Annotated in this window: 10 protein-coding genes; 7 read left to right on the forward strand and 3 right to left on the reverse strand. The window is 40.3% G+C overall.

Translation table 11 applies throughout. The features are described 5' to 3' along the window. The first annotated feature begins 10 nt into the window (after positions 1 to 10). The 6 genes from AAG747_RS15680 to AAG747_RS15705 all read left to right on the forward strand — a co-directional run bounded on the left by AAG747_RS15680 (position 11) and on the right by AAG747_RS15705 (position 9766). Positions 11 to 1360 carry a RagB/SusD family nutrient uptake outer membrane protein gene (locus AAG747_RS15680; RefSeq protein ID WP_346822140.1) on the forward strand — a complete coding sequence of 450 codons (1350 nt, stop codon included), beginning with the start codon at positions 11 to 13 and terminating at the stop codon, positions 1358 to 1360. A 1003-nt stretch (positions 1361 to 2363) separates the two neighbouring features. Then, positions 2364 to 2933: a carboxypeptidase-like regulatory domain-containing protein gene (locus AAG747_RS15685; RefSeq protein WP_346822141.1), complete on the forward strand. Its 570-nt coding sequence runs from the start codon at positions 2364 to 2366 to the stop codon at positions 2931 to 2933. Then, positions 2911 to 5619: a SusC/RagA family TonB-linked outer membrane protein gene (locus AAG747_RS15690; RefSeq protein WP_346822142.1), complete on the forward strand. Its 2709-nt coding sequence runs from the start codon at positions 2911 to 2913 to the stop codon at positions 5617 to 5619. The genes AAG747_RS15685 and AAG747_RS15690 overlap by 23 nt, the downstream gene beginning before the upstream one ends. 18 nt (positions 5620 to 5637) lie before the next feature. After that, positions 5638 to 7239: a SusD/RagB family nutrient-binding outer membrane lipoprotein gene (locus tag AAG747_RS15695; RefSeq protein ID WP_346822143.1), complete on the forward strand. Its 1602-nt coding sequence runs from the start codon at positions 5638 to 5640 to the stop codon at positions 7237 to 7239. A gap of 211 nt (positions 7240 to 7450) precedes the next feature. After that, positions 7451 to 8944, forward strand: coding sequence for a hypothetical protein (locus tag AAG747_RS15700; protein WP_346822144.1), 1494 nt, complete (start codon positions 7451 to 7453; stop codon positions 8942 to 8944). A 150-nt stretch (positions 8945 to 9094) separates the two neighbouring features. Beyond that, the gene (locus AAG747_RS15705) at positions 9095 to 9766 is read left to right on the forward strand and encodes a transposase (protein WP_346822145.1); all 672 of its coding nucleotides are present in this window, start codon (positions 9095 to 9097) and stop codon (positions 9764 to 9766) included. Between the two features lie 76 nt (positions 9767 to 9842). Here AAG747_RS15705 and AAG747_RS15710 read toward each other — a convergent pair whose 3' ends face one another. From AAG747_RS15710 to AAG747_RS15720, 3 genes are all read right to left on the reverse strand, one after another. Beyond that, a complete protein-coding gene (locus AAG747_RS15710; protein ID WP_346822146.1) occupies positions 9843 to 11711 on the reverse strand; it encodes a glycosyltransferase in 1869 nt (622 codons plus the stop codon). Between the two features lie 394 nt (positions 11712 to 12105). Further along, a complete protein-coding gene (locus tag AAG747_RS15715) occupies positions 12106 to 12708 on the reverse strand; it encodes an SGNH/GDSL hydrolase family protein (RefSeq protein ID WP_346822147.1) in 603 nt (200 codons plus the stop codon). A gap of 116 nt (positions 12709 to 12824) precedes the next feature. After that, positions 12825 to 14156 carry a type IX secretion system plug protein gene (locus tag AAG747_RS15720; RefSeq protein WP_346822148.1) on the reverse strand — a complete coding sequence of 444 codons (1332 nt, stop codon included), beginning with the start codon at positions 14154 to 14156 and terminating at the stop codon, positions 12825 to 12827. A 500-nt stretch (positions 14157 to 14656) separates the two neighbouring features. Here AAG747_RS15720 and AAG747_RS15725 point away from each other — a divergent pair, with 500 nt between their 5' ends. After that, complete coding sequence (locus tag AAG747_RS15725; protein WP_346822149.1) at positions 14657 to 15619, forward strand: tryptophan 2,3-dioxygenase family protein; 963 nt, start codon at positions 14657 to 14659, stop codon at positions 15617 to 15619. Positions 15620 to 15723 lie beyond the last annotated feature (104 nt).

A 15723-nucleotide genomic window follows, 5' to 3' on the forward strand; every position in this document is an offset into this window, starting at 1 on the left:
ATATTGGATTATGAGATATAAAAATATATTTGCAATTTTCATGATGTTAACAGGGGTTCTGTTTGCATCCTGTACAGAAGAGTTTTTTGAGCCTGAGTTATCTTCTTCCAAATCAACGGATCAAGTTAGTAGTATTAATGATTTAAATGCATTGTTATACGGAGCATTAACCAGAATGAGTGAGCCTGAGTTGTATGGTAGAGATTTAATCATTTTAGGTGATATTCGCTCTGATAATGCTTTGTCAAATGGTAAATCTGGGCGGTTTGTTACTGATAATCAATTTGTTTATACTTCAAATGGAGCGAGGGCTTTAGATGTTTGGACAAAAGGCTATGAGGTAATTGCATCTGCCAATATTATTATTAATAGTGAAACGGAGGATAAGGATACACCGGAGGTTAAATATGTAAAAGGACAAGCTTATGCTTTGCGAGCACTGATGCATATGAACCTTTTAACTTTGTATGGGCAACAGTATACCGGGGGTACCGAAGGAGTTCCTATTGTGACTAAATTTTTGGAGAATTTCACTCCGGTTAGAAGCCCTGTACAGGAGGTTTGGGAGCAAATTGGAGCAGATATAGAAGAGGCCAGGAAATTAGTGGACCCTGAATTAGATCCAAATACTTCAACAGTTCCTGGAAGTATGATGGTTGAAGCTTTGGCTTCGAGATATTTTCTATATACAGAAAATTGGGAAAAAGCCAAGGAGGCTGCCCTAAATGTGATTAATGCCAATGCGTACAGCTTAATTAGTTCTGCTGGTTATGCTTCTAATTGGGTAAAAGATGAAACAAGTAATGCGATTTTTGAGATTGGTATGAATGATACGGATAATGCAGATATTAATGGTTTGTATCAAATATTGGGAAATACCAACTATGGAGATGTTGAAATTACCACTGATCTGTATGAGCAATTCGAAGCAGGGGATGCTAGAAAGACTATTTATTCTAAATCAGATGGGGTACATAGGTCCTTAAAACACATTGCATTTAGTACAAATGTGAAAGTATTTACTTATGCTGAAGTGTTGTTGAATTATGCTGAAGCGCTCATGAGATTGAATGACCCTGAAGCTTTGAATGCGTTAAACGTAATTCCTGTGGCAATGGGTGCTACTCCATATGCCGTGGCTAACGAAGATAATGTCTTGTTAGAGAGAAGAAAGGAGCTTGCGATGGAAGGCTTTCGCTTTTATGATCTTATGAGAACACAACGGGATATTCCTAAGGTTGATCCTCGTCAACGTTATGATGATGGAGGTATTCCTTATGGTTCTTCTAAGTTAGTATTACCGATTCCTCAAGCAGAAATTGACGCAAATCCACAAATTGCTCAAAATAAAGATTACTAATTATATAATTCAACTATTTTGATATCAAAAGGCCTGGCTTATGTAAGCCAGGCCTTTTGTATTTATAAAATAAATGTGCAAACTAACAAAGTCTTACCCTTTGGTAATTTATTGTTTAATACTGAAGTGAATTAACCTTTTTCTTTTTCCTGAAAAATGTTTCAAAAACGCCTCCTCGGTGTTACTTTTTTCAACAATAGCTAAAGTTATTCTTTTCAAAAAGTGCCTTGATGAGTTGATTTTGATTCCATGTTCGGTCAAAAACTATGCGTTTAAACCACTTCTGTATCAAGCCAAGTATATGTTTATTTGTTAGAATGCTGGTCTTTATAAAGTTTAGAATCAAATAAGTAGCCCTGATATGACTTCTCTCCTTGTAATTGATTGAAGGGATGTTGGTCGTTTGTTGAATTTTTATAGGTAAGTTAATATTTTGGAGTTCGTTGAAAAAACGACAGATTACCCATCTTAATCTTCTTTTACCCTCCCTTATACTACCCTAACACTTTCTTGTTCTTCTTTTAAGACTGTGGCCGTTACCCTAATCAACACTGGATAATTTGTACTTTTGGAAACCTTGATGTCAAAACGCATCTAAAGCTTTTCCTATTATTTAACTTTTTTGAGGGTGTTTATATTTAACTAATTAAATTTTAATCCCTCAAAATGGGGGATATTATTTCGTTTTTTTTTAAAAAATCGGCCCTTTACTCATTTTCTCTTCTTTTAAAAAATCTATTATCCTTCCAAATGCCTATTGTATCATCCAAAATGGGGTATTTTCTATTTTTTAGTTAAATTATTGATTATCAAATTATTAATATTTTTAAAATGTTATTTTTTTGAAAAAATCGTAGTTTTTTTTGCAGGATTCAAAATTCATTACCACATTTAGGGTGATTTTTGATGATAACTTACATCAAGATGGCAATTGATTCCTTTTACTTTCGGGTGGCTGGAATGAATTACTAACCAAGTTTTACTAATTAAAAAAAAAGCATCTATGTTGAGAAAACTACGACTGGTCGCATGGATATGCGGCTTGTTTTTGGTGCATAATCTTTATGCCCAAGAAAAAACGGTAACAGGTATCGTTACTTCAGCCGAAGATGGCTCTCCGTTACCTGGTGTAAACATCCTTGTAAAAAACACAAACGTAGGAGCTATTACGGACATCAATGGTAAATACTCCATTAGTGTACCCCAGGATGGCAAAATCCTTCAATTCTCTTTTATTGGTTTTACTACTCAAGAAGTTGAAATCGGGGAACGAACTTCTGCTAATGTTATTCTGGAAGCGGCTGCTCAAGAGCTTTCCGTAGTAGTGGTAACAGCCATGAACATTTCCCGTGAAAAAGCATCATTAGGGTATTCTACCCAAGAGTTGACCTCCGAGAGTGTTTCGAAAGTGAAAGAGTCCAATATTGTGAACTCCCTTTCAGGGAAAGCGGCCGGGGTACAGGTCCGTACCAACAATACAATGGGAGGCTCTACCAACATTGTAATCCGGGGAAATAACTCTATTACAGGGGGGAAATCAACCTTTATTTGTGGTAGATGGTGTACCCATTGATAACCGCACCGGTAACTCAACTGCTCAACAAGCAGGTGGTTATGGATATGACTATGGTAACGCTGCTTCGGATATCAATCCGGACGATGTAGAGTCAATCAACATCTTGAAAGGTGCTGCCGCCACGGCTTTGTATGGTTCCAGAGCGTCTAACGGGGTCGTTTTGATTACTACGAAGAAAGGTACTAGCCGCAAAGGTATCGGTATCTCTTTGTCAACGGGGGTAACCGTTGGTAAAATCGACAAAAAAACCTTTGCTGAGTACCAAGATCAATACGGTGCCGGATACGGGCCTTCTTATGGCCCTACAAGAAGTGGATATTTTGAAGAGGATGATATTGACGGAGACGGTACACCTGACTTGATCGTGCCTTTAACGGAAGATGCTTCGTATGGTGGCCGATTCGATCCTAATTTGAATGTATATCACTGGGACTCTTTTGTGCCGGAATCAGACAACTTCGGAAAAAAATATCCTTATCTCGCAGCGAAAAATTCTCCGGTGGAGTTTTTCGAGACCCAACGTACTTTGAATAATAGTATCTCTTTGTACGGAGGTGATGATAAGTCAACATTCCGGGTGAGTTATACCAACTACGATATGAAAGACATTCTACCGAACAGTAGAATGAAAAAACATACGGTGAAATTTACAGGTGGAACAAAAATCAACGAAAAGTTGAAAGCGGATGTGTCTTTTCAATACAACTTCAATGATGTGAAAGGCCGTTTTTCTACCGGGTATAGCGATAACTTGATGACCCAATTCCGCTCTTGGTGGCAAGTGAATGCGGATGTGAAAGCCTTGGAAGATATTTATAAGAAGACGGGCAAAAACTACAATTGGAACCCTAAGAACTATAGTAACCCTGAAACGCCTATCTTTTGGGACAACCCTTATTGGACGCGTTACGAGAACTACAATACAGATACCCGTAGCCGGATCATTAGCCGGGTGAGCTTGAACTATACCATCAATGACTGGCTGAGCTTAACAGGTCGTGCGTCTATTGACAAGTATGATGAAGTAAGAGAAGAAAGAAGACAAATCGGTAGTGTGCCTACAGCTTTTGGTATTAACAGAAATGACGAAGGTTCAGGTTATCAAAGAGAAGAGAGAACAGTAAGCGAGTACAACTATGACCTGTTGTTGACTGCTAGCAAGCAGCTTTCCGATGATTTGTCATTGTCAGCTCTCTTAGGTTCGAATATCCGTAGAAATACGTTTGAGACGGTACGTTCTTCTTCTAACGGAGGGCTTATGGCGAGAAATGTATGGGCCTTAAGTAATTCTACAAACCCAAATCCTTTCCCTGTAGAAGATGCTACTGAAAAAGAAGTATACGGTTATTTTGCCAACGTGAACTTGGGTTATAAGCAAATGTTGTATTTGGATTTGACAGATCGTGTAGATATTTCTTCTTCTCTTCCGGTAAACAACAACACTTATAACTACTGGTCAGGTGCATTGAGTTTTGTGTTTTCTGAAGTAATTAACACAAACTGGATGGACTTTGGTAAAGTGCGTTTAAGTTATGGTGAAGTAGGTAATGACACGGATGCCAACAGGACTTCAGATGCTTACAAAAGATTTGACAACTTTGGTAATACGGTGTTGTACAGTAGAAATAATACCAAAAACAATCCTGAATTAAAGCCGGAAAGAATTAAGAGTATTGAGGCTGGCTTGGCGATGGCTGCTTTTGATAATCGGGTGAATTTCGATGTTTCTTTCTACAAAACTAACGCTACGGACCAAATTATGGAAGTAAAAGTTAGTGATGCAACAGGCTATTCTGCCAAAGTAGTAAATGGTGGTGAAGTAGAAAACAGAGGTATTGAATTAGTATTGGGTGGTGATATCATCCGTACAAACTCGGGTTTTACTTGGAATACTACGATTAACTGGACCAAAAACCAAAGTGAGGTGATTTCTTTGGCAGAAGGCGTGAACAACTTTGTGTTGGGTGACTACCAAGGTGGTGTAACCTTGAATGCTACGGTAGGACAACCGTTTGGTATCTTAAAAGGTACTGGTTTTCAGTATTTGAATGGACAAAAAGTGGTGAACGATGATGGGTATTATGTTTCTGTAGCAGATCAAATCATTGGAGATCCTAACCCGGATTGGCTAGGAGGTATTAACAACTCATTCTCTTATAAAGGTTTGACATTAGGCTTTTTGATTGATATTCAAAGAGGTGGGGATGTATATTCATTGGACATGCATTATGGACAAGGTACAGGTGTGTTAGCGAATACCGTAGGCTTGAATGACAAAGGTAATCCTATAAGAAGTCCGGTAGAAGACGGTGGAGGAATCTTGTTCCCAGGGGTTACTGCAAATGGTGAACCTAACACTACGTATGCCTCTGCAACTACATATGGTGGGGCTTTCTACTGGGGGGATGATAAATTTAACCCTGGTCAAATGACGGTTTATGATGCTTCTTATGTGAAATTAAGAGAGCTTTCATTGACCTATACCTTGCCTAAAACCTGGATCAAATCTTTTGCTCAAAGAGTAGATTTATCCTTGGTAGGAAGAAACTTATGGATCATTGACAAAAACTTGCCTTATGCTGATCCTGAGTCTGGTTTGGGTGCCGGAAATGCTCAAGGGTATATTTCCGGAGCTTATCCTACCGTACGTTCTATGGGATTCAAATTGGATATTGAACTCTAATCAAAAACGAGATCACACATGAAAAAAATATTAATATTAGCTTTCGCTGCTTTGGGGTTAGTAGCATGCGATGACCGGATGGAAAAGCTGAATAAGCCCACCAAAAACCCTTTAGAAGTTCCAGCTTCTACTCTATATGCTCAAGGGGTCCGGGAGGCCTTTGACATGATGGTAAATACTAACGTGAATGAGAATGTATGGCGTTTATTTGCTCAATATTGGGCGCAAACCACCTACCCCGATGAAAGTCAATACAACTTGGTAGGAAGAACCATTCCCGCTACCGTTTGGCAAAATGGCTACCGGGATGCCTTGTCTGATTTGGTAGAAGGCCGGAGGTTAGTGGTTGCTGAGATGGAAAGCGGAACATCTTCTATTCCTGAAGAAGTATTGAAAAACCAGATTGCATTGTTGGATATCATGAGTGCGTATGTATACTCTGTATTAGTGGACACCTTCGGAGATATTCCTTTTGAAGAAACTTTTGATACGGAAAATGTTACGCCTAAATACGATGATGCAGCCGCCACCTATGATAACATCGTGGTAATGCTTGACGAGGCCGTTGCAAGTATCGATTTTGACGCTGAAGGTTTTGCAAACACTCAAGACCCAGTATACGAAGGCTCTTTGGAAAACTGGGCAAAGTTCGCTGCTACGCTTAAAATGCGTTTGGGTATGCGCTTGGCCGATGTAGATGCTGCTAAATCTCAAAAATGGGTGAATGAAGCATTGGCTGCCGGAATTTTCGAAAGCAATGCGGACAATGCATCCATTACTTACTTCTCTGTAGCTCCAAACACAAACCCATTGTATGAGGACTTGGTGTTGAGCGGTAGAGCTGACTTCATCGTTTCCAACACGTTGGTAGACCTGTTGAACGATTTGCAGGATCCTCGTATGATGACCTACGCGGCAAATCCTATCAGTTTCAAATTCCGTGAAGAAAACGAAGTGAAACAAGATTCTTTGATTGAAGATGGCGTAGGACGTTTTGTTTTGTATGAAGATGCGGACGGAAATGATTATTTGGAATATAAAGAAACGCCATTTGTGATGCCCGCTTCGGATGCAGGAAAAAATCCTAGATTGTATGTAGGAGGTGTCTATGGAAGTGCAAACTCATATAAAGTGTATTCTCATATTGGAGATGTGTATTATGTTCCTGAATTAAAGGGTACCATAATCAATTATGCCGAAACGCAATTCTTGTTAGCGGAAGCTGCGGAAAGAGGAGGGTATAACACCACAATGTCCGCTGAAGAATATTACAATACCGGTATCAAAGCCTCTTTCGACCAATGGGATGTAGAAGGAGTGAACGATTACCTGGCATTGGATCATATAGCATATACCACAGCTCCGGGCGATTGGAAGCAAAAGATTGGTACACAAATGTGGCTCGCTCTGTATAACCAAGGTTTTGAAGGGTGGACTACCTGGAGAAGATTAGATATGGATCTGATGAATACTCCTGCCGGTATGGATTTCGAAGATATTCCGGTACGTTTCACTTATCCTTTGAATGAAGGACAATTAAACGGTCAAAACTATCACAGTGCCGGTGAAAAAATCGGAGGTGACAAAGTTTCCACGAAATTATTCTGGGACGCCAACTAATTTCCTCTCAAACGCTTACCAAGCCTCTTCGAAAGAAGAGGCTTTTTTTGTGGGTAGAAAGAAAAGGTTCTGATTGAAATTGACCATTGTACCTCTAAAATGCACTTCCCCTTATAACAAGCTTCCCAACCATTCACCTTTCTTAAGGCTCTTCTTTGTATATCTTTGAGAAGTATTTTATATTCAACTGATTAGATCAAGCTAAATCATTATGAGATATTTTTGCATCTTTTTCTGTTTGTTGCTGGTTGGGTTTGCACATGCTCAGGTGAACATTGACCGCGTTGAGGTTCCTCTCAATAATGCCAATGACGAATACCACATCATTACACTGGAAGAAAAGGGTTTGTTGCTATTCGTACAAGATGAAGGTAGTTTATTTGGCAATGGACAAAATTGGACCATTACACATTACGATACTTCTATGGTAGAATTGTGGGCCGCACCTTTAACCATTAAAAATGGTAAACTGGATTTCCAGGGCTTCGATGTGGAAGACGATAAAGTGTATTTGTATTTTCAAAAATATTCCAGAGGAGAGTATTCCATCGTAGAAGTGGACCCTTTGCGTAGAGAGGTCCATGAATTTGAACTCTTTTCATTTAAAAATATGGAATACGTGGACTTTAAAGTGATTAAGGGCTGGGCATTCATCTTGGGAAATGCGAAACGTACCCCTATGATCTTACATTGTCAGTTGAATAAACAGAAGCGGCCGGTAGTCAATCTTTTGCAAAACTCGTTCACCAAAAAATCCGAAGTGCCTTCCTTAGCCAAGGATACGGTGAACCAAATTATCAATATGACCATCAATAACTGGAAGGGAGGTAAGAATCACATGGTGGCAAAAGCATATTACCCGAAAGGGGAAACCGCCTTTGAAATTCCCTTGAGGCATAGTACTGACAAAAACCTGTTGAATGGGCACATCACATTGACGAAGTATGGGAAAATGTTGGTAATCGGAACTTATTCTAACCGCAATTCGGAGTATTCCGATGGTTTGTTTATCGCAGAACACAACGGGCAGGAGCTGGCTTATGTAAAGTTTCACAACTTTGCCTCTCTGAATAATTTTTTGAATTATATGTCCGAAGGAAAACAAGGACGCATCGAAAAAAAACTCAAAAAGAAAAAAGAAAAGGGAAAAGACCTGAACTTGCAATACCGGCTTAATGTACATGAACTAATCCAGAAAAAAGAGCAAAATATCATGATTGCCGAGGCTTATTACCCCGTCTACCGGACAGAACGGGTGTATGATTGGTACTATGGCAGCCGGGTATACACGTATGTGCGAGTGTTTGATGGCTATGAATTTACGCATGCCATGGCTGCAGGTTTTGATCAAAAGGGGAATTTGACCTGGGACAATAGTTTTGAGCTGGACCGGGTACGTTATCGATATTTAAGACCTGTGGTAAGAGCCGGAGTAAGGAATGATTATATTAAGCTCTCCTATAGTTTTAAAGGTGAACTTCGCTCAAAATTTATCAAAGGGAATGATCTGGTAGAGGAAGTGTCCGAGTCCGAAATGGCTACCGGACACAAAGCGGATAAAATCAAACGCAGTTTTGAAGACCGTTTGGACTATTGGTTTGGGAATTATTTTGTGGCATGGGGTATCCAACGCATTAAAAATAAAGAAGAAGGTGAACTTAAAGGAAAAAGGAACGTATTCTATTTTAATAAAATATCTTTTTAAGAAGTATTGGGGATTTGTATAAATGAAAACACCTTGAAAGGGCAGCTCAAACATCGGAAAATAAGTGAATGAAATTCAAGGGTGGTGTGTATACTTTCTGTCTTCAGTTTAAAACAACTTTATTCTTTAATAAAAACACACATATTCATTATGATTGCACCAAAATCAATGATTCTCTCCCTCTTGTTCTCTTTTGCCTTATTGGCTTGTGGAGGTGGAGACGAATCTTCAAAATCATCGGAATCTGCCCAAGAAGAAAATGAAGTTGGCTTGGGAGATTACGCCTCAGCATTGAAAGAAATGGAGAAAGCTGCTGAAGAGATGGAAAAGAATATGGAAGAAGGGGTGACGGTAGAGCCTGTGGATTTTAGAAAATTGAAAGAATTGTTGCCTCAAACTGCTGTCGGAATTGAGCGAACGAGCACTGAAGGGGAAAAAACCGGAACGATGGGCTTTAAGATGTCTAACGTAGAAGCCGGGTACGAAACAGAAGACTATTCAAAATCGGTGGAGGTCACCATCATGGATATGGGTTCTATGGGGGCTGGGATGAGTGTATTGGCCGCCGGGTGGATCATGGCGGATATTGACCGTGAAACGGAAAACGAATATGAAAAAACAACCAAAATTCAAGGGCACAAAGCATTTGAAAAGTTCGACTACAATGATAAAAGAGGGGAATTGTCGCTATTGGTAGCAAAAAGATTTATCGTAGAAATCAAAGGGAAAGGCGTTGAAATGGACGAGCTGAAAGAGGTGGTGGATGAGATTGACTTGGATGCATTGGAAGCGATGAAAGACGAAGGAAAAAGCAAAGAATAAGGCTTCTTAATTTGTATAAAAAACGGTAATCTTACTTTTGAAGATTACCGTTTTTTATACACATACACCTTTTTTGTTAAAGATCGGCAACAATGGCCCTTTTATGGGCTTTGTCATAATGAGAAGCCAAGTATTGCCAGTCAAAAAGAACAGAGTTACTCTCCACTTGATTTCTGAAGGCAATGCGTTCCCTCCGGTTCAGCTGCACATAGTTGTAGAGAAAAGTGGCCAATTCATTTGCCGATTTATCAAAATTTCCATGCCTGCGTTTGGTAACGGAAATGCCGTTTTCTTCCGGGTCTTTCATGGATTTGAGAGCATAATCACCAAAACCTGACAAGTCACTGGTGACCGAAGGGACACCGCTGGCGATACACTCCAAAGGCGTATAGCCCCATGGCTCGTAGTAACTGGGGAATATCCCCATATGGCATCCCCGGACAAACTGATGGTATTCCATTCCGAACAAAGGATTGGTTGGAGAAATGAAATCGGGGTGGTAAATAAACTTCACCCGGTCGTCCGGGTAGTTGATCAAGTTGGCATTGCGCAGAAAGTTGAGTACTTCATCTTCCGCATCGTTGACCAAGTTGTGTGTTACGATGGGGGGAAGGCTGTCCGATTTCCAGGATTGTAAAGTTCTGCGCAATCGCAAGCGCATATAATCATCCACAAACTCACTCAAGTTAGGTAAGCGATGATCCAGACTGGCCGCAGCGGCATAAAATAATTTCTCGCCTACCTGATGTTGAATTTCATCGCAACATTGCCGGACTTCTTCCATGATGGCCTTTGAATGCAGAACCATAGGGTTGATGCTATGAAAAGGCCTTTTGGTAATGATAAACATGACAATGGTAACCGGGGACTTGTCTTGTTTGAGCCACCAGTTTAAGCGGGCCAAAGCCTCTAAGGTTAAGTCATACCCTTTGTTTTTATACTCAAAGCGGCCTGAGGTAAAGAAGTATAAGGTATTGTTCAGGTCGAAGGAATAGCTCTGAAAGAAATGCCCCATTACGGCTTGGTGGATCCTTTCTTTGTATTCCAGGTGCAGATTTTGAAATTCGTGCAAAGCTTCAAAGCGCTCGATGTTCAGGCCATTAGGCAATATTTCATCCGGCTTTCGTCCCAGCAAATGCTCACATTCATTGGCTGTTAGTTCGCTGACCGTGGTGAAAACATGCGAACCGTGAGCGGCAGCCCGTTCAATTTTGACCATAGGTTCGATGTTGAAATGTGTCGCTTCTTTTTGCCAGTCATAAAAGGGAAGGTATTCATAAAATAAGGGGTCATTCATGGCCAAATACCGGCCCAGTAAGGTGGCATGGGTGGTAAAAACCGTAGAAACCGGAATGCTTTTCCGGCGGATTTGAGGAATGGGAATACCTGCCATCCATTCGTGAAAGTGTCCGACTACTTTTTTACTATTGGCCTCCTCGGTTAACAATTGGAGGAAAACTTCCACTTGATGCCCGAACGCAATGGTTTGGTCCAACATCTCATCTCCTCCGGGAGTAGAAATATCGTGATGCTCCCAAAGTTCATATTTGATCTCCCCTAATTTATCATAAACATTGAAAGGGTTGAAAAGAACCGTTTGTGGGCGCCCGGAAACCAACCAATGGCCGTAATGTACTTCGTAGCCCATCTCCCGCATTTTTTCCACCGCCCGGCCTATAGGGGACCTGCTATGCGAAATAGGCTCAAACTCCGCACTTACATTGCTGTGCACATAAGGCCCCAACAGGCAGTAATGTTCTCCCCAATATTCCACCATCGAGGGAATTTTTGAACGGATAACCGTATAAATACCACCCATCTGATTACATACTTCCCACGCTACTTCCACCAGGATAGATTTACTGATTTCTCTTTTGGTGATCTTTCGTTTTAGCTTTTTTGAGGGGTGTAAAGCTGATGATCCGGATATACTGAATTTTGTCATGAATATTTTGGAAGTTAGGTAGGCGAACCCTGCAAGGGCTTGATTTTGTCCAATCATAAAAAGTAAATCTTACTTAAATGAACCAGTTACAAATCAAGCGCAATTTCGTTTTTGGGAGACGGCTACTCGGGTTAGTGTTGTGGTTTATCAAATTGTAAACAAGATCTCTATGAAGTGAATTAACCTTTTTCTTTTTCCTGAAAAATGTTTCAAAAACGCCTCCTCTATATTACTTTTTTCAACAATAGCTTTGGCTGTTCTTTTCAAAAAGTGCCTTGATGAGCCGATTTTGATTCCATTTTTGGTCAAAAACTATAAGTTTAAACCGCTTCTATGGGTAAATTAGAAACTATTTTGTTTTTCTACAATGTTGAATGTGTTTTTCCCTATGGATTCAAAATTTTAATAATTTGACAATATCGTCCTTGATCAAACGGATCCATTGCGTGTACATCGCACCCGATAGGTGTAATTGGTCTTTGGTAAGAAAAGTAAGGTCCTGGCCGGCTTGTCTGGACAAAGGGGTGATGTCGAGAAAAAGGATACCTTTCTTTTCAGCTTTCCTTTGGATGACACCGTTAAAATGTTCAATCTCTTCGGCAATCTCCGGAGGGTTTTTATCCTGCGCAAACGGAGTTACACTGTAATCGGGAATCGAAAGAGCAAATACACTCTTTTCGTTGTGGGTGGCGAGGGATACTGCTTCTTCGAATAAATCATCCATGGCTGATGCAAATTCGCTGAGGGCATAGCCTCTGTATTGGTTATTGACCCCAATTTGTAAAGACACAAGATCGTATTGATGGTTTTCGGCCAGGGAATCCGTGACGGCATCCAGCAGGTCATCAGTGCTCCAACCCGTACAGGCGACAATGGTTGGCTTTTCAAAAGCAAATCCGGATTGTTTCAGCGTTTCCGTTAATTGAACCGGCCAACAGGCTTCGCGGGATACGCCTTCCCCAATCGTATAAGAATCTCCTAATGCTAAAAATTTCATGGTTTTCAAAGTTTAAGTAGAGGACTTATATTGGAAGATAGATTTCGCTTACTGATAATAAGTATATAATGATCCACCGCTTCAATACATTTAACTCCTATAGGCCTAACAGATTCCTATGGGGTTTTTATCCGTAAATAGCCAATGAGTCGGTCACCTTTTGCTTGCAAAGGACGGTAATAGACCAACACATCGTATTCATTCCGGGTTTGAGAGTGATTGCCTTCTATCAACAGGTCATTTTTTTGTTGGGTGCTGGGGTTATAGATGGTATAAAAGTAATTATACACCCCTTGTTTGAGCAAGATTTTACCTTCATAGGCTGCTTTTTCATCATTGTATAGCATTTGGTATTCCTTGCGTAGTTGCCAGTCTGAGAACCCTCCGAATATATAGACTTCGTTTTCCAACGGATTGGGAAGCGCCAGGTTAAAGTGGACTTCGGCATAGTCGCTTTCGCGGGCCCCGTCTCGACTTTCGTAGTGGTCAATATAATAGGCACCGTTAAATTCTTCCATGTGCTGACGTTGATTGTACACCCGGCCTTCCAGCGATTTGTCTTCGTGTAAATAGACCCGGTTGGCATTGCCGATTTGGTCGACTTTTTGGATATTGATTCCCGTATTGGTAAAACTTCGAAAATCAAAAACCCGGAATTCATTTCCTCCGTCAAAGGTGTTTTCATCATTAAAATACTGAAAATCCAATTGCTTTTGAAATTCTTTTACATACAAGGGAGGTAAGTTGTAGATTGCATTGTCCCATCGGTAGTTTTGCCGGATTGTAAGTTTGATATTCTCCTTGGGGTTGATAAGCTGAAAGTCTTTGTAGTTGACCAGTATATCTACTTTTTGTTTCCTTCTGAATCCCTCATTTCCCAATCCTTCCTGTACGCTTCCCGATACCGATACTTGTTCTTCAAACACCATAAATCGCCGGGTGATAATCAGGTCGCTTTCATCTCCTTCCCGGTAAATGACCAAGAGGTAATTTCCCGAAAGCTTGACTTTGGGCAGCTGAAACCGAAAGTGCACATAAGGTACCTTGGCATTGATCGAGAAGGCAAAGTCATCCAGGCTAAATTCATTGTATTCCGTCAGGTATTCAATAGCCTGTTGGTTGGAAATGCTCCAGTCGTGGTTGCAGTGTAGGATTTTTGCTCTGTAATAGTCGGCATCATCTCCAAACTCATCAAACTCCAATACCAGGCGATCCGATTGGTACACAGGTACTACCGGAGCTTGCAATATGTCTTTGGGAGTGCCGGAGAGCCGGGGGTATAACATCACCGTTTTGATGCCCGGCTCATACACAAAGTTTTGTGTCAATAAGGATTTTTGTTGAAAATATTCCGCCTGGTTAAGGGCCCACTCCGGTTGTTGGCTATATAAAAGGCTAGGGCTTAAAAATAGCAAAGCAAAAAAAAGAAGGTGTTGTTTGATTTTCATAAAGTTGAAGGCTTGTATTCCCTATTAGGGATAAGGTTTTACAGATTACTTTTAGAAGCTTTTATACTTCCTTTTTTAATCGTTTTTTTTTTTGACTAAGTGGCTTATATTTTACTTCTTAAAGAATTCTTTTTAAGCGTTGTTTGAATCTTGGTCAATGGGGCTTGCAAAGTTTTGAAAACGGGATACTGTTTTTTTCCGGCAATACCAAAAGTGCCAATCCAACGGAAAAATGAAATCCGCCAGTTAGGATAACCCCTGCAAAAATTTCCAAACACAAAACTTAAAGAGCTTCTAAGGAAAATTAAAGAAAACATTTTTAAATCGGGCAACAAGCTAGAATAAACTTAAAATGCTTAAAAAAAGACAGAAAAACAGAAGTACATTATACCTAATCCGGCTTTGCAAATTCCAATTGTATTCCTATCGTCTTTGGAAGTATTGGGCTTGCAAAGAGGAGTTATTATCCGGCCGGCATAACCTAATTAAATGATAAAGTGATGGAAAATGAAAAACGTAAAAATATCGATGCCAAGATTGAAGAACAGCTCCGGAAACTAAGAAGCAAATACGATGTGATGGGGCAGGACATGTCTTCTTACCTGGATGGTTTGCTTTATGCAAACTTTTTGACCTATTGGGATTATATTCATTTGGATACGCTGTTGAGTCTGCAAAACCCCAAAACGGACTTTCCCGATGAACAAATTTTTATTATGTATCATCAAATCACAGAACTGTACTTCAAGCTGATTTTATGGGAAATACAACAATGTTCAGAATCCCCTTCTTTGGAAGGAAAAATATTTGTCGGGAAAATTAAGCGGATCAATCGTTACCTGAAGCACCTGGTCAATTCTTTTGAAATTATGGTGGAGGGTATGGAAAAAGAGCAGTTCTTAAAGTTTCGAATGACCTTGCTGCCTGCTAGCGGGTTTCAATCTGTTCAATACCGGATGATAGAATTCCGGGCCACTCCTTTGCGGAATTTGCTGTCAAAGGAATTCTCTGAAACCCACTTGTCAAACCTTCCCATAGAAGAGACCTTCTCCTATTTGTATTGGCAGCAAGGTGCATCTGAACTGAAATCCGGAAAGAAAACACTGACATTGATAAAGTTTGAAGAGAAGTATAAAGAGCCATTGATACAACTGATACATGAGATGCAGACAAAGAACTTGTGGTCTTTGTTTTTAAAATCAGTGAAAAGCGGTGCTGAAGAGGTAGAAGCAGTGGAAGCTTTGCGGACGATGGACGAACTGATGAATGTACAATGGCCCTTGTCGCATTACAAATCGGCTGCCCGCTACTTGCAAAGAGATCCGGAGGTGATTTCAGCGACAGGGGGGACTAACTGGCAAAAATACTTGCCTCCTCGTTTTCAAAAAATCATTTTCTTTCCTGAGTTATGGACGCAATCAGAAAAGAAGGAATGGGGAAAAGCTTATTTTATGAAGGAATAAAATAACAGTGTGAAAGAAGATAAGGGTATAAAAAAGCGGTTCGTTGTTGAACCGCCCGGGAATAATGTTTTTGGGGTATGTTATCGTTTAGGGCAACTTTTGCA

Source organism: Rapidithrix thailandica, assembly GCF_039710355.1.
Taxonomy (GTDB): domain Bacteria; phylum Bacteroidota; class Bacteroidia; order Cytophagales; family Flammeovirgaceae; genus Rapidithrix; species Rapidithrix thailandica.